Source organism: Streptomyces sp. NPDC001507 (assembly GCF_042894765.1).
Taxonomy (GTDB): domain Bacteria; phylum Actinomycetota; class Actinomycetes; order Streptomycetales; family Streptomycetaceae; genus Streptomyces.
The window spans coordinates 497,346-517,424 of the sequence record NZ_JBIAVV010000009.1 but is presented as its reverse complement, the minus strand read 5'-3'; the positions used below and the strand labels follow the sequence as shown (position 1 = coordinate 517,424).

Genomic DNA, 20,079 nt, shown 5'->3' with positions numbered 1-20,079 from the left:
TCAACCGCATCCGCGACGACAACCCACCCGGAACACCCCCACCCCCCGCACCAGACCCCACCGACCCCTCCACCGCACCATCCACAACAGACATGTCACTGCTCCCATTTCTCGAAGGTTCTCGTTGGTTCTCGTTGGTTCTCGTTGTTCTCAGCGGTTCTCCGCCACGGCCTTTTCGTCCAGGCCGAGGCGGGTGTTCTCGAATCCCGCCGCCATCTCCTGCCAGATCTGCCGGCAGCGGGCGGCCACGACGGCGACCGTCGCGATCTGGTGAGCGGGGACCACCGAGGCGATCCGGGCGGAACTCCGTTGTGCCGCCAGATGCAGATCGAGCAGCCTCAGCAGCAGCCGGCCGTCGGCGGAGTGCCGCAGCGAGGGCTCGTTGCACAGGCGTTTCACCAGGGCCGGGAAATCCGCCGGGTCGATCGTCGGCGGGCCGTTACGGGGCGGCGGGACCTCCGGGTGTTCCGGCCGGCTCCCCGGAACGGGGTCCTGCCCGCTGTCGATCCGGCGTTTCACGTCCCGCACCGTGGTCGCCGAGATCCCGGCGAGGCGTCCGACCCTGCGCAGCGAGGAATCGGGCTGGCTGCGCAGGATCTCGGCCGCGCGCCGCCGCCGTTCGTCCGCGTCGGTGGGGCGCAGCCGTCCGTCACGGCCCAGCCGATGGGTCGGATCCGTCCCGGACCGCGCGTCCTTGCGCAGATCGGCGACGGTGCGCGGGGACAGTCCCGCGGCCCTCGCGACGGACCGGTCCGACCAGTGCGGATGCGCAGCCAGGATGCGTCCGGCCGCCGCCGTTCGGTCGGACCGGCTCAGCGGAAGGCCGTGCCGGACGTTCTCCCGGACCGAGCGGACGAACGCGGTCTCCAGCGGTTCGTCGCAGAACCGCACCGCGATGTCGGTCTCGCCCCGCAACCGCGCCGCGTGAAAGCGGTGGACGCCGTCGAGTATCGCCATGGTCGCGCGATGGACCAGGATCGGCGGGAACTCACCGGATTCGGCGAGGGCCCTGGTGTGCCGTTCGTCCGGGCCGTCGAGTCTGACCTTGACGGAGGTGTTGAGCGCGGTGAGCGGGACCCGGTGCCCGCCGTGCCGAACTCCCTTCTGTGTCCGGTCTTCTGCCTGTTCTTCGCTCTGGTCTTCTGTGTGCTCGGACCCGTTCGTCCTGCTTCGCTGTATTCGCTCGTGGTGGACCATACGGAGATCTCCTGTCGTCATCCAGGTGGCGGAACCGGACCGTGGCGACCTCGCCAACTCGCCTAAGAGGGAACGGCGTTCAACGTTCAACCGGTGCTCCGGACGCACTTGGACGCGTCAGGCGGTGAGCGCCGCCCGGTCGCCGGCCAGGAACCCGTGCAGCCACTCGACGAAGCCGGGGCCGAGGTCGTCGCGGTCGGCGGCGATCCGGACCACCGCGCGCAGATAGTCGGCGCGGTCCCCGGTGTCGTAGCGCCGCCCGGAGAAGACCACCCCGTGCACCGGATGCCCCTGGAGGGCGAGCGTGCGGATGGCGTCGGTGAGCTGGATCTCGCCGCCGCGTCCCGGCGGGGTCCGGCGCAACACCGGGAAGACCGCCGGGTCGAGGATGTAGCGTCCGATGACCGCCAGATCGCTCGGTGCGGTGCCGGGGGCCGGCTTCTCCACCAGATCGGTGACCCGCACGATGTCGCCGCCGTGCTCCCGCTGCACGGCGGCGCAGCCGTAGAGATGGCTGCGCGCGGGGTCGACCGCCATCAGGGCGACGACCGAACCGCCGTGCCTGCGGCGCACCTGCTGCATCTGCGCGAGGAGCGGGTCGCGGGGGTCGATCAGGTCGTCGCCGAGCAGTACGGCGAAGGGCTCGTCGCCCACGTGCGGGGCGGCGCACAGCACGGCGTGGCCGAGGCCGCGCGGGTCGCGCTGGCGGGTGTAGTGGATGTCGGCGAGTTCGGTGGAGGCGTGCACGGCGGCCAGCCGTTCGGTGTCGCCCTTCTTCTCCAGGGCGAGTTCCAGCTCGCAGTTGCGGTCGAAGTGGTCCTCCAGGGCGCGTTTGTTGCGCCCGGTCACCATGAGGATGTCGCGCATCCCCACGCTGACGGCCTCCTCGACGACGTACTGGATGGCCGGCTTGTCCACCACCGGCAGCATCTCCTTCGGGGTGGCCTTGGTGGCGGGCAGGAAGCGGGTGCCGAGTCCCGCGACCGGGATGACGGCTTTCGTTATCTCACTCATGTGGGATGTCCAAAGACGTGTGGGAGTGCCGTGATGCACGGCCTGGGGAGGGGCGCGCGGCGCCCGGGCGAGGGATGCGTACCGGCTCGCCGTCGGCCGTCATAGTGCGCACCACCGGCCGCGTCGCCGCGAGCCCGGCGCCCCGAACGGACGCGACTTAAGGGAGTCGTCGAAGAGTCCGGGGGCCCTCGCGCCCCGCCGCGCGTGCCGTTTCGCGGCGCTTTCACGCCGTTCGCCGCACCGGACCTGCCAAAGTCGTTGCGGATCACCTTCCCGGCGCAGCAACATAAAGAACGCTATTTATGCTGGACGGGTCGACGTCGTCGTATGGGAGGGACTGTCAGATGACCGTGCTGTACGAGCCGGATCCCGGGGGTCCGGCCGGCCTCGACGGGACCCGTCGGCTCAGCTCGTTCACCGACGCGGTCTTCGGCCGGCTGCCGCGGGCCGATCAGCGTCGCTGGGCCGAGCTGTACGTCAGGGCGCTGCTGAGCACACCCGGGAAGAAGTCGGTGCGCAGGCTCGCGGACTCCGTCAGCGACTCCCCCACCGCCTCGCAGTCCATGCACCAGTTCGTCAACGCCAGCCCCTGGGACTGGCAGGCGATCCGTCAGGACCTGCTGCGCTGGGTGGAGCAGCAAACCACCGCCACGGCGTGGGCGCTGGCCCCGGCGTTCATCCCCAAGCGGGGCGGCCACTCGGTCGGGGTGCACCGGCGCTTCGACCCGTTCCTGCGCCGGGCCACCACCTGTCAGCTCGGTATCGGGCTCTTCCTCTGCGGTCCCGCCGGTCCGCTCCCCGTCGACTGGAGCCTCTACATCCCCGACGACTGGCCGGCCGACCCCCGGCTCGGCGCCCGCGTACGGCTTCCCGAGGACGCCGGCGGCCCGATGTGGTCCCAGGCGGCCGGACTCGCGGGTCGAACCCTGTCATGGACCTGCGGTCCGGAAGTGCCGCTCACCGCGGACCTGTCCTGGATGCCGGACCGGGGCGCCTTCCTCGCCCAACTGGCCTACAGCGAACGGCCGTTCGTCGTGGAGGTGCCCGAGACGGCGGCGGTGCGGCCGGTCGCGGCCGGACATCCGGCGCCCGCGCCGGTGACGGTGCGGCGGCTGCTCGACAGCCGGGGCGGTCTGGCGACCGGCGGTGAGCACCACCACGGGGTGGACATCGTGTCGATGCCGGTGACCCTGCCCGGGGCCACCTCGCGGCAGCCCCGGCTGCGACTGCTGGCCCAGCGGCGGGCGGGCGGCCGGGGCACCGCGGTGTGGCTGACGAACCTGGTCGACCGGCCGCTGGCGCAGCTGCTGCCGCTGATGCGCCAGCCGCTGCTGGCGTCCGCGGTGGTGAACTCGCTCAGCGGCGACTTCGGCCTCCAGGACTTCGAGGGCCGTTCCTACCCGGGCTGGCACCACCACACGACCCTGGTCTCCGTGGCCTTCACGCACTACCGGCTGCGCGGCCCGGAGGCCTGACCGGCCGTCCGGGCCTCGCCCGGGCACGCGCAGCGTCACGACGGGGGGGCTCAGGGCAGGCCCACGGTGGTGGGCCGGGGCCCCGCCGCCAGGCCGGTCAGGGCCGCCTGCCAGACCTCGGTGAAGTCCGCCGCGCCCGGGGCGGGCCGGCCCGTGGTTCCCCGGGCTTCGACCGCCACTCCCTCCACCAGGTGCCGGACGAGCTGGGCGGCCGCCCTCGGCCGGATGTCCTCGGTGAGCTCCCCGGCGTCCCAGGCGAGCCCGATCAGCTCCTCGACCTCGTCGCGCCAGTCGGACGGCCAGGCGGAGTGCACCTGGCCCTCCGTGATCAGCCGCGCCGCAGACCGGGCCCGCACACTCTCCCGCAGCACCACCGCCACCGCCTGGACCAGCGACGACAGGTCCTCCAGCGGCCGCCCGGTGCGCGGGGCCGCGGCGCGGACGTGCTGGAGTTCGGCGGCCCCCTCGTCCGCCACCGCCGCCGCCAGCGCGGCCTTGCTGCGGAAGTGGAAGGTCAGCGCCCCCATCGAGATGCCCAGCGCACCGCAGACCGAGGCAAGCGAGGTGCCGTCGTAGCCGTGCCGGTCGAAGTTGTCCGCCGCGGCCAGGACAAGACTGCTGCGGGTGCGGGCGGCTTGCTCTGTCTTCTTCGTCATGTGGGGCCTCGGTGATCGCGGTCGTGAACAGAGGGGCGGACAGCGGCGGCTTCGGCGTCCGCGCCCTCACCGGGGCGGGCTCCGGCCGTGCGGGTCACACGGTCCGGGCGCCTTCCGGCCGGGGTACCGGAGGTCCATGACCCGGGGGCGGGCGGACGGCTCGGCGCCGGGGCCGGGTCGCCCCGGTCACCGGCCGCCGGACCCGCTCCTGGGGTTGCTGCGACGGGGTGCGTCGGTTCTGGTCGCTGCGGCTCGGTCACATGCGTCCTCGGAGGTCACCGGCTGCCAGGGGTCGCCGCGCCGGCCCGCGCACCGGGCGCGGCGGGCGATTCGACCATAGGGCGGCCCGCGGACGACGGGAACGGAAACGGGAGCAGGCCGGAACGTTCTCGGCAAGTCCGCCCGTACGACCGGCCCGGCGCCGCTACCTGGAGGTCCAGCCCCCGTCCACCTGGACGGCCGCGCCGGTGGTGAACGACGAGCGGTCCGAGCAGAGCCAGGCCGCCGTCTGCGCGACCTCCTCCGGTCCGGCCAGCCGCCGTTGCATGGCCCGCTCGGTGAACGGCCCCAGCAGGGAAGGGGTGTTGGTGAGCACCTCGTCCATCAACTCGGTACGGGTGCTGCCGACGATCAGCGCGTTGACCCGGATCCCCTGGTCCGCGTACTCGTCGGCGGCGGCCCTGGTGAGCCCGATGACGGCGTGCTTGGCCGCGATGTACGGGGCGGACGCCCCGGTCGCCCGCACCCCGGCCACACTGGAGGTGTTGACGACGGCGCCGCCGCCGTGGTCCAGCATCACGGCTATCTGGGCGCGCAGGGCGTTCCACACCCCGCGGGCGTTGACGTCCATGATCCGGTCGTACTCGTCGTCCGTCATCAGGTGCATCGGGGTGCCGGTGGACGTCCAGCCCGCGTTGTTGAAAGCGGCGTCCAGACCGCCGTAGGCGTCCAGCGCGGTCCACGCGACCTTGCGCATCTCGTCGGCGCTGGTGACGTCGGCGACGGCGGCGATCGCCGTACCGCCGGCCGCCTCGATCCGCTCGACGACCTCCCGGAGCCGGTCCTTGCGGCGCGCGGCCAGCACCAGACGGGCGCCCTCCCGGGCGAAGAGCAGGGCGGCCGCAGCACCGATCCCGCTGCTGGCCCCGGTGATGACGACGGACTTGCCGTGCAGCAGACCTCGTTCGGACATGACTCTCCTCGGAACGTGGGACGTGGGTGCCCTCCGGCTGAGCGGCGCTGCCGGAGGATCAGAGGGATCAGACGAAGCGGTGCAGATGGGCGGTGGCCCAGCGGGTGAAGCTGGTCGGCGGCCGGCCGGTCAGGCGCTCCACGGTGTCGCCGGTCGCGCTCTTCGCACCGGCGGCCTGCCGGTCGGCCGAGAGCAGCAGCGCCTCCGCCATCGCCGGCGGGTACCGGCGGAGGAAGCCGGCACGGGCCTCGCTCCGGGTCAGCGCCCGGCAGGTGAGGGGCCGGCCCAGCAGCTCGGCCAGGATCCGGGTCTGGTCCTGGGCCGACAGGGCCTGGGGGCCGGTGAGCTGGTACGACCGGCCGTGATGGACGTCGTCGGTGAGCGCGAGCGCGATCACCTCGGCGATGTCCTCCGGCGCCACACAGGCGTTGCGGCTGTCCGGATGCAGCGCCGCGGTGGCGGACCTGGCACGGATGTCCTGCGCCCAGGCCAGGGCATGCGTCATGAAGGACCGGGGCTGGATCATGGTCCAGGGGATGCCGCTGGCCCTGATGCGCCGTTCGTTCTCCCGCTGCCACGAGGTGACCAGGTCGTCGGCGCCCGGGTCGTGGACGGCGGCGGCGGAGAGTTTGACGAGGTGGCCGACCGACGCGTCCAGCGCGGCCCGCAGGATGTTCCGGTCCTGCTGCGGACGGGTGGGGTCGTTGGTGACGACGAGCACCGCGTCCGCGCCGCGGAACGCCTCCCGCAGACTCGCGGGGTCCTCGTGGTCGCAGACCAGGTACCGTACCGGCGCCCCGGGACCGGCCGTGGCGTCCCGGGGTCGGTCCCCCGGGACCGTGCGGCCGGTGAGGGTGAGCCGGTGTCCGGTGGGCGCCAGCCGCCGGGCCACCAGGGAGGCGACCGTACCGCTCGCCCCGGTCAGCACCAGGTGTCGGGTTCTGTGCGCGGTGGCGGTCACGTGGCCGGCACCCGCTGGGGGTCGACGCTGATGTTGGCGCGCACGGCGTCCGAGGAGAGGCTGGGCAGCAGCAACCGCCACATGTCGCAGACGCGCTCCATCAGGTCCGCACGGCCGGTGGCGAGCTGGGAGTAGACCTGCATCCCGGTACAGGCGGCCACCACGAAACGGGCCACCCGGTCGGGTTCGGCCCCCTCTTCCAGCTCTCCGTCGGCCTGCGCCGTCTCCAGCAGATCGCGCATCAGCTTGCGCCAGTCCTCGAACGAGGTCGCGTCGTTCATGCCGTGGCTGCCCTGCTCGACGGCGAGACGGACACCGGCGCGCAGGATCGGGTCGTGCTGCATCCGCTGCGCCCACACCAGCGTGATGTCGACCAGCCGCTGCAGGCCGGTCGACTCCAGATGCGGCTCGATGGTCGTGGCCTGGGCGTTCATCAACGCCTCGGCCACGCCCTGCTTGGAGCCGAAGTGGAAGTAGAGCGCGCCGAGGGTGAGTCCGGCGCGCTCCACGATCCGGGTGACCGCCGCGCCCTCGTACCCCGCCTCGTCGAAGATCTCCGCTGCCGCGAGGAGGAGGCGCTGGCGGGTTCGCGCGGCGCGCTCTGCGTTGGCCGTCTTCATGGGCAATCCATTCCTCGACAAAAATAGAGAACGTATTTTATGTTAGCGCGGTCACCGCAGCCAGCGGCCAGTCATACAGGGGGAGAGTCAGCAATGTTGCACACGCACACCAGCGGCTTTGACATGTCCCAGCTCAGCACCGCGGTCCCGAGAGAACTCGTCCACAAGCGGGCGCACGCCGAAGTGCTGCTCACCGGTTGGACCACACACACCGACAACCGGCACACCGTCCGGGCCCAGTGGCCCCGGTTCCACAGCTTCTACTGGCCCCGCGACCAGCGGTTCGACCCCATGCTGTTCGTCGAGTCGGTCCGCCAGACCCTGCCACTGCTGTCCCACACCGCCTACGGCGTCCCGTTCGGCAACCATCTGATCTGGGACGACTTCAGCTACCGCGTCGAACCGTCCGCCATGGCAGTCCCCGCGTCCCCCGCCGACGTGGTGCTCGACGTCGTGTGCGAGGACGTACGCACCAGGAACGGCGCCTTCGTCTCGATGGTCATGCACACCACCGCCCACCTGGACGGGGAGCGCATGGGCACGGCCACCGCACGGTTCGCCAACCGCGCCCCGGCCCTCTACCGCCGGCTGCGCGGGAACCGCAACGACCCCGCGGCCGTACGTGCCACCGCGCTGCCACTGCCCCCGGCGCTGCGGCCCGCCGCGGTGGGCCACTGCCTGCCGTACAACGTGGTACTGGCCGACAGCACCCGCACGGACCGCTGGCAGTTGCGCGCCGACCTGGACCACCCGGTGCTGTTCGACCACCCGGTCGACCACGCCCCCGGCATGCTCCTGCTGGAAGCGGTCCGCCAGGCCGCGCACGCCCACCGGCCGACCGCCACCGGCATGGTCACCGGGATGTCCGTCACCTTCGACCGCTGGGTGGAACTGGACCGGCCGGCCTGGGTGTGCGTGGCACCGCTGGGCGGCGACGGACTGCGGATCACCATCGAACAGGGAGAGGAGGTCTGCCTGGGCGCCGAGGTGACCACCACCCGACCGACCCCGCTGCCCACGCCCGAACGGATCCCCGCCCTCACCTGACCGACGACCGTCCCCACCCGCCGCCTCCCCGCGCGCTCCTCGCGCGGGGAGGGGCACCGCAGCGGCTCGGCCGCCGTACCGCCGTCGGGCGACGGCCCTGTCCACAGGTGCGGTTGGACGGGGCGAAGCGAGTCTTGGAGTGAGTGCCGAGACGAAGGGCGGGTAAGGGCCGCCGGGCCCGCCGGCCGGATCAGGTGGCCGAGTCCACCGGTTCGGGGGCCCGCTCCTGCGGGGCCTGCGGGGTGGGGGCCCGGTCCGCGTTCACGACCACCCCGGCGATCAGGGCGCCGAGGAGCAGCGCGGCCATCGCCCACCAGGTGGCCACGTTGAAGCCGTGCACGGCGGCCTTCGCGGCCAGCAGCGCCTTGTCCGGGACGCTCGCGGCGTGCGCGGTGGCGTACCGGGTGGTGACGCTCGCGGCGATGGTGTTGAGGAGGGCCGTGCCGATCGAACCGCCCACCTGCTGGGCGGTGTTGAAGGTGGCCGAGGCCGCCCCGGAGTCGCGCGGGGCCACGTTGCCGGTGGCCAGGGAGACGGAGGTCATCATCGCCGTACCCATGCCGAGGCCGAGCATCAGCATGCCGGGCAGGATGTGCGAGGCGTACGCCGGTTCGACCCCGACCTGGGCGATCAGCGCCAGCGCCCCGGCCGCGAGCAGCAGCCCGGGCACCATCAGCACGCGGGGCGGGACCCGGTGCAGCAGCCGGGCGGCGACCTGGGTGGAGCCGGTGACCATGCCGACGGTGATGGGGAGATAGGCGACGCCGGTCTTCACGGGCGAGTAGCCGAGGACGCGTTGCATGTAGTACGTCAGGAAGAGGAAGACGCCGAACATGCCGACGGTCACCAGCAGCACGGTGAGGAACGCGCCGATGCGCTGCCGGTCCCGTACGACGGTCATCGGGAGCAGCGGGACCGGGGCACGGGTCTGCCAGTAGCCGAAGAGACCGAGCAGCGCGACCCCGCCGGTCAGCAGCGTCAGGACCAGGCCGTCGGTCCAGCCGCGGGACTCCGCCTCGGAGAAGCCGTAGACCAGGGAGAGCATGCCGGCCGAGCCGAGCAGGGCGCCGGGGACGTCGAGGCGGGCGTCGGGATGCCGGCCGCCGCCGGGCAGCAGGGCCCAGGCGCCGGCGAACGCGACCAGCGCGATCGGCACGTTGACGTACAGGCACCAGCGCCAGTCCAGGTACTGGGTGAGGAAGCCGCCGGCGAGCAGCCCGACCGCGGCACCCGCGCCGATGATGGCGCCGAAGATGCCGAACGCCTTACCGCGTTCCTTCGGGTCGGTGAACGTCGTCGCGAGCAGCGACAGCGCGGCCGGCGCGAGCAGCGCGCCGAACACGCCCTGCAGGGCCCGCGCCCCGAACAGCATCCCCTGGTTCACCGCGGCCCCGCCGAGCGCGGAGGCGGCCGCGAAGCCGACCAGGCCGGTCATGAACGCCACCCTGCGTCCGGCCAGGTCGGCGATCCGGCCGCCGAGCAGCAGCAGTCCGCCGAAGGCGAGGGTGTAGGCGGTGATCACCCACTGCCTGTTGCCGTCGGACATGTGCAGCGCGACCTGGGCGGAGGGGAGCGCGATGTTGACGATGGTCATGTCGAGCACGACCATCAGCTGGGCCAGTGCGATGACGACCAGAGCCCACCAGCGTCGGTTGTCGGCCATGGCCCAATCGTGCTCCGCCACCGGCCAGTTGGGAACGCCCGCGTCTCTTATTACGGTGTTTTTGCCGAGCCCCGCGCCCCTGTGGACCCCGCCGCCGGCTGCCCCAGGGCGTCCCGGCACAGCAGCCGCAGCGAGCCGTGGCCGCCGTAGCAGCGCCGGGCCTCGTCGACGGGGTCCCAGAGCCGGCCGTCGGGGGTGCGGATCCAGTGCTCGCCGCCCGACGCCCACCATTCGGCGCCGGTGTGACGGACGATCACCTCACCGGCGTAGGCCCCGAGACCGCGCAGTGTCTCCCGCACGGCGTCGTAGGGCACGCCCTCCCGGCGTATCTCCTCGATCACCCGGTCGACCCGCCACAGGCTCTGCGCCGAGTAGTCGAGCCGGACCCGGGCGCCTTCGCGCATCACGGCGACCGCGTCCGCCGCCCACCGGGCCGGTCTGGCGGCGGCGTGCGGCCTGGTCTGCTGCCCTGCGGTCCCGTAGGGGGGTGTCACGTAGTGGACTGTCACATAGGGAAGATCCAGGTCGGCGGGAGTTTCGTCACCCGGATCGGACGCTGTTCCCGCAACCGGCGCAGGACCCGCGCACCGTCCTCACCAATGGTTCACCCGAGCCCACGGGCCCGCCGCGACACCACCGCGCGCAGCACCCGGCGGCCCTCGGTGGAGACGTCCAGCGCGCGGCGCAGTCCGGCCGCGCCGTGCCCGGCGAGCAGTTCCAGCACCGTGACCTGGCGCCGCAGTTCGGCGGCGACCAGCGGTGACATGCCCTCGGTGCCGCCCTCGCGGCGGGTGTCGACGGAGGGCGCCGCGTCCTCGGCGGGGTCGAGGAGCCGGTGGATCTGCAGCGAGGCGACGGAACAGGCGTCGGCCCACAGGCGGACGTCGGCTGCCTCCTGCGACACGGGCGCGGCGTCCAGCATCCGCCGGGCCAGCGTCTCGGCCTCGTCGGACTGGCCGCCCGCGCCGCCGCCGGTCTCCGCGCCGGAGCCGAGCGAGCCGCGCGCCTTCTCAAGGCCCGCGCTCCAGTCGGAGCCGTCGGCGAGGCTCGCCCACAGCGGCCGCAGCACCAGGTCGTCCCCGCCAAGGAGCGGTACGCACCGATCCAAACAAGCCAGCCCGCTGGCGGCCAGTCCGCGTTCATCGGCCTGAGCGATCAGCTCCACCAGGCTCATCCCACGCCTCCCAGAAACGGTACATACCAAGGCCCCACTTGCACGGAGCTCGTACTTTCCCTAACTGCGTGCGACGGTACGGCAGTGTCACACAGGCGGGACACCCAGGATGCGAAGGAGTTCAGGGAAAGGGTTTTCGGCCAACAGAGGTCGTACGGCGGCGGCTCAGAGCCCGGCCGGGGCGGGGCCCGCCATCGCCTTCGCGTGCTGCATGCGGGTCAGTCGCACCACGAGCAGCACGGCGAGGACGGCGGCGACGAGGTCGAGAGCGTGCGCGATGAGCATCTCCACGGAGACCGCTTGGTCCCAGGCCACGCCCAGGTCGTCGCCGGAGCCGGCGCTCGCCAGGCGGCCGGCGAACAGCGCGACCAGCCACAGGGTCCACCAGGCGTTGACCAGCTTGTGCGAACGGGCCGTCCCCCACGGGCTGCTGGCGTCCCAGATGTCGAGGGTGATCCGGCGCGGGAACCAGAGGCTCGCGATCGGCACGAACCAGCCGCCGATCGCCCAGCCCGGCGACATGCTCTGCCGGAGCGGGTCGAACACCTGGGCGTTGGCGCGCACCCGCTGGAACCAGCACAGGTACACGATCACGCAGGCGACCATCGAGACGGCGTGGGCGCGGGCGGCGAGGCGGACCAGCGCGTCGGCTCGGTCGGCCCGCAGGAACACCCCGGCACCGGTCTCGCCGTCCATGAGGTCGCCCATGACGTCGTACCTCAGGAAGTCCGCCCAGACGGCGAACAGGTCGGCGGCCATGACCACCCCGAGCAGGACGGCCGCGGCCCAGCCGAGACCCACCGGCGAGCGCAGCCACAGCCCCGGCGTGCTGCCGAAGGCCGGGGCCGGTTCGGGTGAGTCGCCGAGGCAGCGGTGGCACAGGGTGGCGCCGGGCGCGGCGGCGAAGTGGTGGCAGCGGGCGCAGATCAAGACGGTTCCCCCGGGACGCGGCAGTGCGCGGAGCCCTCCCCAGGTCCGCGCGCGGAATGCGGAACATACGGCCCGGCACCGCCGTACGTCCACCCGTACCGCCTCGTCCTCGCAGGTCAGCCCAGTCTGTTCGCGAGGGCCTTGAAGTCCGTCCAGGACATCGCCGGGGTGGTCTCCGGGTCCCAGAGCTTCTCGATGGTGGCCCGCAGCGGCATCCTGATGCCGGCCGCCACCTGGTCCTGGGTCTGGGAGTTGGCCAGGTCGCACCAGACCGCGAAGGAGCCGCCGAGGACCTGGGGTTCGTAGCGCGCGGCCACGGCCGAGGTGCCGCGCAGCATGCGCGGGATCCACTGCTCGTAGATGCGCTGACCGGTCGGGTAGACGAAGGTGTTGGGCTGCCCGAGGACGTAGTACAGGTACTCGTCGTTGTAGTTGAGGACCTTGCGGCCGGCCCTCAGGTACTCCACGGGCTGCCGGGCGCCGTTCTCCTTGCCGGTCCAGTAGGCGACCTGCAGGTCGTCGGCGGGCTGCACGGAGGCACCCCGCAGGAAGCCGTCGTTCCACGCCCGCATGGTGCGCTCGTGGGCGCGGACGGTGTCGGCGCGGTCGTTCAGCCAGCCGGTGGTGAGGTCGGCGACGGTGCCCGAGGCCCCGTACGCCTCCCGGGCCGCGGCCGCCAGCTGCGGGTAGGAGGCCTCGGGGTCCGCGACGGTCAGCGCCTGGTACTCGTCGCCGCCGAGGTTCCAGTAGGAGCCGGGGAACAGGTCGGCGTACTCGTCGAGCAGGTCGTCGACGATCTTCGCCGAGGCGTCCTCGGAGATGTCGATGGCGCCCCTGGTGGCGACGCCCTGCGCGTTGCGCAGCTGCAGCTCGGGGTGGGCGGCGAGGACGGCGCCGAGGTGTCCGGGCGAGTCGATCTCCGGTACGACCTGGATGTGCCGGGCGGCGGCGAGCGCGACGATCTCCTTCACCTGGGCCTTGGTCAGGTGGTCCCGGGAGACGATCTCCGGGTGGGTGTCGGACTCGATCCGGAAGCCCTGGTCGTCGGAGAAGTGCAGACCGAGCTCGTTGAACTTCAGGTCGCCGAGTTCTCGTATCCGGTCCTCTATCCAGCCGGCGGTGAACGGCTTGCGCGCGATGTCCAGCATGAACCCGCGCTGCGGCTTGGCCGGCTGGTCCCGCACCACCCCCTCCGGGGCCGTACCGCCGCCGTGCACCTCCTGCTTGAGGGTCCGGGTGCCGTAGAAGACGCCGGCGTCCCCGGGCCCGCTGATCCGCACCGACCCGCCGCGCACGGTCATGGTGTACGACTCCGGGTCCCCGCTGCCGCCGAGGTCGAGCCGCAGGTCGCCCGGCCGGACATCCTCGTCCGCGCCCTTCTGCCCGGCGTACGACAGCCCCAGCTCGCCCGCGGTCAGCCGCCCCTCGTCGGCCAGCGCCGCGTCGCTCACCACGACCCGGCCGCCCCGGTGCGGGCGCCAGCCGGGGCCGCGGGCGGCGGTGTGGGAGCGGACGGCGGGGATGGTGCGGGGGGCCTGGGAGAGGGGGTAGCTGCGGGTCGGTGTGGGGGTGGCCGCCCCGGAGCGCGCCCCGGACGAGGCCGACCGGTCGCTTCCCGAGGGCTGCCGGGACGCTCCGGCGGTACTCCCGCCGTCGCCGCCCGAGGAGGCCCATACGCCGATGCCCGTGCCGAGCGCGACGGTCCCCGCGAAGGCAGCGGCGGCGACCACCGCCCGCCTCCGCGTGCCCTGCCGTGCCGACGGCCTGCGCCTGTGCTGGCTCACGGCTACAACTTACGACGCACCCGCCGCACAGCCGTCATCGACGCAATCTGAAACTCTCCCGTTCGGGTGAAATTCAGGCAACCAACGGACACACCGTGGACGTCCTCGATAACGTCGACGACACATCTCTCACAGCATCCCCTGCCACACCACATGTGACGCGAGGACCCACGCTGCCCGCCCACCGCCTGCCCCATCTCCCCACCCCGCTGGACGCCTTCAACGCCGCATCCGACGACGAGGCCGGCGCGCTGCTCCTGCACTGCCTGCACAGCCTGCGCTGGTCCCGTCGCATCTCCGACCACCGCCCCTACCCCGACGTGGAGTCCCTCCTGGCGGCGGCCGACGAAGCGGCGTACGACCTCTCCCCGGGCGACCTGTCGGAGGCACTGGCGGGCGAGTGCCTCCCGGAGCTGCCCGAGGACACGTACTCGGCCGCCCACACGGCCCTGACGGCGGCCCAAGCGGCCTACGAGGCCAAGTTCGGCCACGTCTTCGTCATCCACCTCGGCGACACGCCACCCGCCGAATCCCTGGATCGCGTCCTGGAGGGCATCCGGTCACGTTTGACAAACGATCCGGAGGAGGAGCGGGTGGTGACGGCGGAGGAGCTCCGGCGCCTTGCCGGGCAACGGCTCGCCGAGACACTCAGGGGCGCGGGGAACTGCGCGACCAGCCACAACGGCGCCGCACCCGGCAGATAACCGCACAGACCGCCCCGGGCCCCGTCGGCGCTCACCCATCCGCGTGCCACTTTGATCACACCGGTAGGCCCGGCGTAAGCCCAGCCGCAGCGCCTCGCTACGATGCTGGGGGCCGGTGGACCGTACCCGGCCGGGCCCGACCGACACCCACAAGCCGGCGCGGCCCCGATACCCCGCTCCCGGAGGGACTTCCGTGCCGGCTGGAACGCTGTACCGCGGCCGGGAAGGAATGTGGTCCTGGGTGGCTCACCGAGTCACCGGCGTCCTCATTTTCTTCTTCCTGTTCGTTCACGTGCTGGACACCGCTCTCGTCCGCGTCTCCCCCGAGGACTACGACAAGGTCGTAGCCACGTACAAGACGCCGATCGTCGCACTGCTGGAGTACGGCCTGGTGGCCGCCATCCTCTTCCACGCCCTCAACGGCCTGCGCGTGATCGCCGTCGACTTCTGGTCGAAGGGCCCGCGCTACCAGAAGCAGATGCTCTGGACGGTCGTCGGTGTCTGGGTCGTCCTGATGGCCGGGGCCATTTACCCCGTTCTCGGCCACGCCGCTCGTGTCCTGTTCGGGAGCTGACGCAGATGTCGACCACTGAAACCCCCGCCGGCGTCGGTCCCGTCGAGGGCGCGCCCCTCTTCAACGTGGACAACCCGGCCCCCCTCATCGAGGCCCCGCGCAAGCGCACCAAGAAGACCCCGCGCTCCACCCGCGGCAACTTCGAGATGGCCGCCTGGCTGTTCATGCGCCTGTCCGGCGTCGTGCTGGTCGTCCTGGTCCTCGGCCACCTGCTGATCCAGCTGGTGCTCGACGGCGGCGTGTCGAAGATCGGCTTCGCCTTCGTGGCCGGCCGCTGGGCGAGCCCCTTCTGGCAGGTCTGGGACCTGCTGATGCTGTGGCTCGCCATGCTGCACGGCGCGAACGGCCTGCGCACGATCATCAACGACTACGCGGAGCGCGCGAACACCCGGCTGTGGCTCAAGGGCCTGCTCTACACGGCCACGGTGTTCACCATCCTGCTGGGCTCGCTGGTGATCTTCACCTTCGACCCGAACATCCGCTAGGCACGGGGCTGCGAGAATCATGAAGATCCACAAGTACGACACCGTCATCGTCGGCGCCGGCGGCGCGGGCATGCGCGCGGCCATCGAGTCCACGAAGCGCAGCCGCACCGCGGTCCTGACCAAGCTCTACCCCACCCGCTCCCACACGGGCGCCGCGCAGGGCGGCATGGCCGCCGCGCTCGCCAACGTGGAGGAGGACAACTGGGAGTGGCACACCTTCGACACCGTCAAGGGCGGTGACTACCTGGTCGACCAGGACGCCGCCGAGATCCTGGCGAAGGAGGCCATCGACGCCGTCCTCGACCTGGAGAAGATGGGCCTGCCGTTCAACCGGACGCCCAACGGGACGATCGACCAGCGCCGCTTCGGCGGCCACAGCCGCAACCACGGCGAGGCGCCGGTCCGCCGGTCCTGCTACGCGGCCGACCGCACCGGCCACATGATCCTCCAGACGCTGTACCAGAACTGCGTGAAGGAGGGCGTGGAGTTCTTCAACGAGTTCTACGTCCTGGACCAGCTGATCACCGAGGTCGACGGCGTCAAGAGGTCGTCCGGCGTGGTGGCGTACGAGCTGGCCACCGGTGAGATCCACATCTTCCAGGCGAAGGCGGTCATCTACGCCTCCGGCGGCACCGGCAAGTTCTTCCGGGTGACGTCCAACGCGCACACGCTCACCGGTGACGGCCAGGCGGCCGTCTACCGCCGCGGCCTGCCGCTGGAGGACATGGAGTTCTTCCAGTTCCACCCGACCGGCATCTGGCGCATGGGCATCCTGCTGACGGAGGGCGCCCGCGGTGAGGGCGGCATCCTCCGCAACAAGGACGGCGAGCGCTTCATGGAGAAGTACGCGCCGGTCATGAAGGACCTCGCGTCCCGTGACGTCGTCTCGCGCTCCATCTACACGGAGATCCGCGAGGGCCGCGGCTGCGGTCCCGAGGGCGACCACGTCTACCTCGACCTCACCCACCTGCCGCCGGAGCAGCTGGACGCGAAGCTCCCGGACATCACCGAGTTCGCGCGCACCTACCTGGGCATCGAGCCGTACACGGACCCGATCCCGATCCAGCCCACCGCGCACTACGCCATGGGCGGCATCCCGACCAACGTCGAGGGTGAGGTCCTCTCGGACAACACCACCGTCGTCCCGGGCCTGTACGCGGCCGGCGAGGTCGCCTGTGTCTCCGTGCACGGCGCCAACCGCCTCGGCACCAACTCGCTCCTGGACATCAACGTGTTCGGCCGCCGGGCGGGCATCGCGGCCGCCGAGTACGCGCACGGCCACGAGTACGTGGAGCTCCCGGAGGACCCGGCCGGGTTCGTCGTCTCCCAGATCGAGCGGCTGCGCTCCTCGACGGGCAACGAGCGGGTCGCCACGCTCCGCAGGGAGCTGCAGGACACCATGGACGCCAACGTCATGGTGTTCCGCACCGAGCAGACGATCAAGACGGCGGTCGAGAAGATCGCGGAGCTGCGCGAGCGCTACAAGAACGTCTCGATCCAGGACAAGGGCAAGCGGTTCAACACGGACCTGCTCGAGGCCATCGAGCTCGGCAACCTGCTCGACCTCGCCGAGGTCATGGCGGTCTCCGCGCTGGCCCGCAAGGAGTCCCGCGGCGGTCACTACCGCGAGGACTACCCCAACCGCGACGACGTCAACTTCATGCGCCACACCATGGCGTACCGCGAGGTGGGCGACGACGGCGCCGAGTCCATCCGTCTCGATTACAAGCCGGTCGTCCAGACCCGCTACCAGCCGATGGAGCGTAAGTACTGATGGCAACCCCCGTTCTGGACAAGGCGGACGAGGCCGGCCGGCCCGAGCCCGGTTTCGCCGACTCCCCCTACATCACGGTCACCTTCCGGGTCCGCCGCTTCAACCCGGAGGTCTCCGCGGACGCGGTCTGGGAAGACTTCCAGCTGGAGATCGACCCGAAGGAGCGCGTCCTCGACGGCCTCCACAAGATCAAGTGGGACATCGACGGCACGCTGACCTTCCGCCGTTCCTGCGCGCACGGCATCTGCGGTTCGGACGCGATGCGGATCAACGGCAAGAACCGTCTTGCCTGCAAGACCCTCATCAAGGACATCAACCCCGAGAAGCCGATCACGGTCGAGCCCATCAAGGGCCTGACGGTCCTCAAGGACCTGGTCGTCGACATGGAGCCGTTCTTCCAGGCGTACCGGGACGTCATGCCCTTCCTCATCACGAAGGACACGAACGAGCCCACGCGCGAGCGTCTGCAGTCCGCCGAGGACCGCGAGCGCTTCGACGACACCACGAAGTGCATCCTCTGCGCCGCCTGCACGTCCTCGTGCCCGGTCTTCTGGAACGACGGCCAGTACTTCGGGCCGGCCGCCATCGTCAACGCGCACCGCTTCATCTTCGACTCGCGTGACGAGGCGGGCGAGCAGCGCCTGGAGATCCTCAACGACCGCGACGGCGTCTGGCGCTGCCGCACGACCTTCAACTGCACGGACGCCTGCCCGCGCGGCATCGAGGTCACCAAGGCGATCCAGGAGGTCAAGCGAGCGCTGATCACGCGCCGCTTCTGATCCCGGCTGGGCCACGGCACCGAAGGCCCCGCTCCCGCGAAGGGAGCGGGGCCTTCGGCGTACCCGGCCTCACCCCACGGCAGGTCTGCGCCACTCCCGGGCGCCCGCCGCGCGCATCAGGGACAGCGCCTCGTCCGGATCGCCGGAGACCAGGGGGTGGACGAGTTCGACGTAACGGACCTGACCGGCGAGGGACCTGCGGAGCCGGCGGAGGCTGCGGGCGTCGAAGGAGACCCGGCCGCGGCGGTCCACGACGCCCGCGGAGACGGCCAGCCCCTCGATGCCGACCTTGCACTCGGTCAGCGCGGTCCTGCGGCACACGTGAATCTCGACGTCGCCCTGCCACAGGCCGAGGACCGCCTTGTAGGTCACTCCCGAGCCGGCGTAGGTCACGACGGCGAGATGCCGGTCGCCTTCCCCGCCGCCCGGCCCGGCCAGGCCCAGCCGCTGCGCGACGTCGGCGAAAGCGGCCCGCGCCTCGCCGTGGAAGGCCTCTGCTCCCGGAGCCATCCCCGCCCCCTCGCTCGCCCGGCACCGACGACGGCTCAGCGTAGCGACGTGACGGCCCCCTCTCGGCCCATTGAGTGACCCGACGGTCAGCCCGCCCGGCAACCGTCATCTTCGCTCCTAATCTGATCGCATGTCAGATGACGAGTCGTACGAACTGCTCGGGTTCGACAACGTGGTGATGCCGGTCGGGAATCTCGCGGCCGCCGTCTCCTTCTACGAGCGGGCCGGGTTCACGGTGGGATTCCGGTTCGACGAGGGCGGGATCGCCCTGTTGAAGGTCGGGGGCGAGACGCCCGGGATCCTGCTGCGGGCCGAGGAGGGCCTCGGATACCGGCCGGCGGTGTGGGCGTCGCCGCGCGTGTGGCTGGAGGTGCCGGACGCACGGGGCGCGGCCCGGCGCCTCAAGGAGGCCGGGATCGCCGTGCTCGACGAGCCGTTCTCCGTGGCCACCGGCTGGACCGTCGAGGTCGCCGACCCCTGGGGGAACATCATCGGCCTCACGGACTACAGCAAGCGGCCGGAGCTGGCGCGGCGAGGGTGAAGCGGGTCACCCGGCAACCGAGTTGAACGTGTTCAAAACTAGGTCTACAGTCATCCCTGTCAGCGTTTTGAACGCGTTCAAGAAGGGGTGGGGCATGGACCGCACGGTCATCGCCTACGTCATCTACCTGCTCGTCAGCATCGGTCTGACCATCTGGGTGGCCCGCACGCTCAGCCGCAACGGGCGGATCTTCCTCTCCGACGTCCTGCACGGCAACGAGCAGCTCGCCGACGCCGTCAACCACCTCCTGGTCGTCGGCTTCTACCTCGTGAACCTCGGCTTCGTCGCGCTCTACCTGCACACCAGCGACACGATCGACGACACCCGGGGCATCTTCGAGGCACTGTCGTCCAAGCTCGGTGTGGTGCTGCTGGTGCTCGGCGTGATGCACCTCGGCAACGTGTACGTGCTCAACCGGATCAGGCGCCGCGGGGTCATGGAGAAGGAGCAGCTCCCGCCGGTCCCGCCGCAGGGCTGGACCGCACCGGCGGCGGGGGCGTGACCGCCGTGACCGGCACCGACGACCGGGGCGCCGTGCGCGCCCCGGTCCGCGGGCTCACCGTCCTCTACGACGCCGAGTGCACCCTCTGCACCCACCTGCGCGACTGGCTCGTGCGGCAGCCGCAGCTGGTGCCGCTGGAGCTGGTCCCGGCGGGCTCGGCCGAGGCCCGCACCCGCTTCCCGGACCTCGACCACGCGGCCACCTTCGACGAGGTCACGGTCGTCGGCGACGCGGGGCAGGTCTACCGGGACACCGCCGCCTGGATCGTCGTGCTCTGGGCACTGCGGGAGCAGCGGCCGCTCGCCCACCGGCTCAGCACGCCGGCCGGGGCCCGGCTGGCGCGGGGCGCGGTGCTCGCCGCCGCCAGGTGGCGGGGCGCGCAGTGGGGCGGGAAGGTCTACCGGCGCGCGGACGGGTGGACGTACGACCCGGGGCTCGGGTGGATCCACGACCCCGCGGGCTGTGACGGCGACGCCTGCGCCACTCGTTAGGCTCTG

Annotated in this window: 22 protein-coding genes; 10 read left to right on the top strand and 12 right to left on the bottom strand. The window is 71.7% G+C overall.

Going from position 1 to position 20,079, the window contains the following annotated elements; all coding sequences use genetic code 11:
- Positions 1–150 precede the first annotated feature (150 nt).
- On the bottom strand, positions 151–1,197 hold the full coding sequence (locus tag ACFY0K_RS29870) for a ParB N-terminal domain-containing protein (RefSeq protein ID WP_390642401.1): 1,047 nt from the start codon (positions 1,195–1,197) through the stop codon (positions 151–153).
- A gap of 117 nt (positions 1,198–1,314) precedes the next feature.
- Positions 1,315–2,211: a UTP--glucose-1-phosphate uridylyltransferase GalU gene (gene galU / locus ACFY0K_RS29865; protein ID WP_390642400.1), complete on the bottom strand. Its 897-nt coding sequence runs from the start codon at positions 2,209–2,211 to the stop codon at positions 1,315–1,317.
- Between the two features lie 344 nt (positions 2,212–2,555).
- On the opposite strand from galU, the gene ACFY0K_RS29860 reads away from it, so the two are divergent.
- Entirely contained in the window at positions 2,556–3,686 is a 1,131-nt protein-coding gene (locus tag ACFY0K_RS29860) for a transposase (protein WP_390642399.1), read from the top strand.
- Between the two features lie 50 nt (positions 3,687–3,736).
- On the opposite strand, the gene ACFY0K_RS29855 is transcribed toward ACFY0K_RS29860, so the two are convergent.
- The 4 genes from ACFY0K_RS29855 to ACFY0K_RS29840 all read right to left on the bottom strand — a co-directional run bounded on the left by ACFY0K_RS29855 (position 3,737) and on the right by ACFY0K_RS29840 (position 7,115).
- Positions 3,737–4,342 (bottom strand): TetR/AcrR family transcriptional regulator, encoded by a 606-nt coding sequence (locus ACFY0K_RS29855; protein ID WP_351957743.1) that lies wholly within the window; start codon positions 4,340–4,342, stop codon positions 3,737–3,739.
- A gap of 424 nt (positions 4,343–4,766) precedes the next feature.
- Complete coding sequence (locus tag ACFY0K_RS29850; protein ID WP_390642398.1) at positions 4,767–5,534, bottom strand: SDR family NAD(P)-dependent oxidoreductase; 768 nt, start codon at positions 5,532–5,534, stop codon at positions 4,767–4,769.
- Between the two features lie 67 nt (positions 5,535–5,601).
- Complete coding sequence (locus ACFY0K_RS29845) at positions 5,602–6,495, bottom strand: NAD(P)H-binding protein (RefSeq protein ID WP_390642397.1); 894 nt, start codon at positions 6,493–6,495, stop codon at positions 5,602–5,604.
- Positions 6,492–7,115, bottom strand: a complete 624-nt coding sequence (locus ACFY0K_RS29840) for a ScbR family autoregulator-binding transcription factor (RefSeq protein WP_351957740.1) — start codon at positions 7,113–7,115, stop codon at positions 6,492–6,494. The genes ACFY0K_RS29845 and ACFY0K_RS29840 overlap by 4 nt, the downstream gene beginning before the upstream one ends.
- A 93-nt stretch (positions 7,116–7,208) precedes the next feature.
- Between ACFY0K_RS29840 and ACFY0K_RS29835 the strand changes: the two genes are divergently transcribed.
- Complete coding sequence (locus tag ACFY0K_RS29835) at positions 7,209–8,162, top strand: ScbA/BarX family gamma-butyrolactone biosynthesis protein (protein ID WP_390642396.1); 954 nt, start codon at positions 7,209–7,211, stop codon at positions 8,160–8,162.
- Between the two features lie 190 nt (positions 8,163–8,352).
- On the opposite strand, the gene ACFY0K_RS29830 is transcribed toward ACFY0K_RS29835, so the two are convergent.
- The 5 genes from ACFY0K_RS29830 to ACFY0K_RS29810 all read right to left on the bottom strand — a co-directional run bounded on the left by ACFY0K_RS29830 (position 8,353) and on the right by ACFY0K_RS29810 (position 13,713).
- Positions 8,353–9,825 (bottom strand): DHA2 family efflux MFS transporter permease subunit, encoded by a 1,473-nt coding sequence (locus tag ACFY0K_RS29830; protein ID WP_390642395.1) that lies wholly within the window; start codon positions 9,823–9,825, stop codon positions 8,353–8,355.
- Between the two features lie 50 nt (positions 9,826–9,875).
- Entirely contained in the window at positions 9,876–10,229 is a 354-nt protein-coding gene (locus ACFY0K_RS29825; RefSeq protein WP_390642422.1) for a hypothetical protein, read from the bottom strand.
- A 200-nt stretch (positions 10,230–10,429) separates the two neighbouring features.
- Complete coding sequence (locus ACFY0K_RS29820; protein ID WP_390642394.1) at positions 10,430–10,999, bottom strand: hypothetical protein; 570 nt, start codon at positions 10,997–10,999, stop codon at positions 10,430–10,432.
- 165 nt (positions 11,000–11,164) lie between these two features.
- Positions 11,165–11,929: a DUF4328 domain-containing protein gene (locus ACFY0K_RS29815; protein WP_390642393.1), complete on the bottom strand. Its 765-nt coding sequence runs from the start codon at positions 11,927–11,929 to the stop codon at positions 11,165–11,167.
- A gap of 116 nt (positions 11,930–12,045) precedes the next feature.
- Entirely contained in the window at positions 12,046–13,713 is a 1,668-nt protein-coding gene (locus ACFY0K_RS29810) for a family 20 glycosylhydrolase (RefSeq protein ID WP_390642392.1), read from the bottom strand.
- A gap of 155 nt (positions 13,714–13,868) precedes the next feature.
- Between ACFY0K_RS29810 and ACFY0K_RS29805 the strand changes: the two genes are divergently transcribed.
- The 5 genes from ACFY0K_RS29805 to ACFY0K_RS29785 all read left to right on the top strand — a co-directional run bounded on the left by ACFY0K_RS29805 (position 13,869) and on the right by ACFY0K_RS29785 (position 18,029).
- On the top strand, positions 13,869–14,417 hold the full coding sequence (locus ACFY0K_RS29805; RefSeq protein WP_390642391.1) for a 2-oxo-4-hydroxy-4-carboxy-5-ureidoimidazoline decarboxylase: 549 nt from the start codon (positions 13,869–13,871) through the stop codon (positions 14,415–14,417).
- Positions 14,418–14,610: 193 nt separating this feature from the next.
- Positions 14,611–14,991, top strand: coding sequence for a succinate dehydrogenase, cytochrome b556 subunit (gene sdhC, locus ACFY0K_RS29800; RefSeq protein ID WP_043406142.1), 381 nt, complete (start codon positions 14,611–14,613; stop codon positions 14,989–14,991).
- A 5-nt stretch (positions 14,992–14,996) separates the two neighbouring features.
- Positions 14,997–15,476 (top strand): succinate dehydrogenase hydrophobic membrane anchor subunit, encoded by a 480-nt coding sequence (locus ACFY0K_RS29795; RefSeq protein ID WP_352354818.1) that lies wholly within the window; start codon positions 14,997–14,999, stop codon positions 15,474–15,476.
- Positions 15,477–15,495: 19 nt separating this feature from the next.
- Positions 15,496–17,250 carry a succinate dehydrogenase flavoprotein subunit gene (gene sdhA, locus ACFY0K_RS29790; RefSeq protein ID WP_351957733.1) on the top strand — a complete coding sequence of 585 codons (1,755 nt, stop codon included), beginning with the start codon at positions 15,496–15,498 and terminating at the stop codon, positions 17,248–17,250.
- Positions 17,250–18,029, top strand: a complete 780-nt coding sequence (locus ACFY0K_RS29785; protein WP_351957732.1) for a succinate dehydrogenase iron-sulfur subunit — start codon at positions 17,250–17,252, stop codon at positions 18,027–18,029. The genes sdhA and ACFY0K_RS29785 overlap by 1 nt, the downstream gene beginning before the upstream one ends.
- A 69-nt stretch (positions 18,030–18,098) precedes the next feature.
- Here the strand turns inward: ACFY0K_RS29785 and ACFY0K_RS29780 are convergent, their stop codons facing one another.
- The gene (locus ACFY0K_RS29780; protein WP_382718851.1) at positions 18,099–18,539 is read right to left on the bottom strand and encodes a hypothetical protein; all 441 of its coding nucleotides are present in this window, start codon (positions 18,537–18,539) and stop codon (positions 18,099–18,101) included.
- A 130-nt stretch (positions 18,540–18,669) separates the two neighbouring features.
- On the opposite strand from ACFY0K_RS29780, the gene ACFY0K_RS29775 reads away from it, so the two are divergent.
- From ACFY0K_RS29775 to ACFY0K_RS29765, 3 genes are all read left to right on the top strand, one after another.
- Entirely contained in the window at positions 18,670–19,080 is a 411-nt protein-coding gene (locus tag ACFY0K_RS29775) for a VOC family protein (RefSeq protein WP_390642390.1), read from the top strand.
- Between the two features lie 94 nt (positions 19,081–19,174).
- Complete coding sequence (locus ACFY0K_RS29770; protein ID WP_351957729.1) at positions 19,175–19,582, top strand: hypothetical protein; 408 nt, start codon at positions 19,175–19,177, stop codon at positions 19,580–19,582.
- Complete coding sequence (locus ACFY0K_RS29765; RefSeq protein WP_390642389.1) at positions 19,579–20,073, top strand: thiol-disulfide oxidoreductase DCC family protein; 495 nt, start codon at positions 19,579–19,581, stop codon at positions 20,071–20,073. Before ACFY0K_RS29770 ends, ACFY0K_RS29765 begins: the two co-directional genes overlap by 4 nt.
- Positions 20,074–20,079: the final 6 nt, after the last annotated feature.